The following is a 331-nucleotide window of genomic DNA, read 5'->3' as shown; positions in this document are numbered from 1 at the left end:
CTCATACTCTGCAGGATTTGATGGGAGGATTGCCGCGATTGTTCCGCCATGGAACGTATTTCGTTTGCTACCACACCAAAGGTACGTCCGTACTCTCCGGCCTGGGCAGCCTGAATGGCGGCGTTAAGACCCAGTAAATTGCTGCGGTCCGCGATCGTTTTGACGATGTCGATCACCTTGGCGTTCTCCTTGACCGACTCCACAACCTGCTGGCAATCGGCGGTAATCTCTGTGATCGAATTGGCCAATTGGCTGGCGCTTGCGGCAATGTGCTGGGCCCAATCGTTCATCTGGGTAACGGAGGAAGCAAGCTCTTCCGAGACGATGGCAA

1 protein-coding gene is annotated in these 331 nt (G+C 55.0%); it reads right to left on the bottom strand.

The window, feature by feature from the left end:
• Nucleotides 1-331 (bottom strand): methyl-accepting chemotaxis protein (locus tag MXD62_RS10725; protein ID WP_248829160.1); only part of this gene is annotated, 331 nt, incomplete at both ends.

Source organism: Frankia sp. Mgl5 (genome assembly GCF_023242985.1).
Classification (GTDB): Bacteria; Actinomycetota; Actinomycetes; order Frankiales; family Frankiaceae; genus Parafrankia; species Parafrankia soli.
The sequence above is the reverse complement of the archived record's forward strand: the minus strand, read 5'-3'. Positions and strand labels throughout refer to the sequence as shown.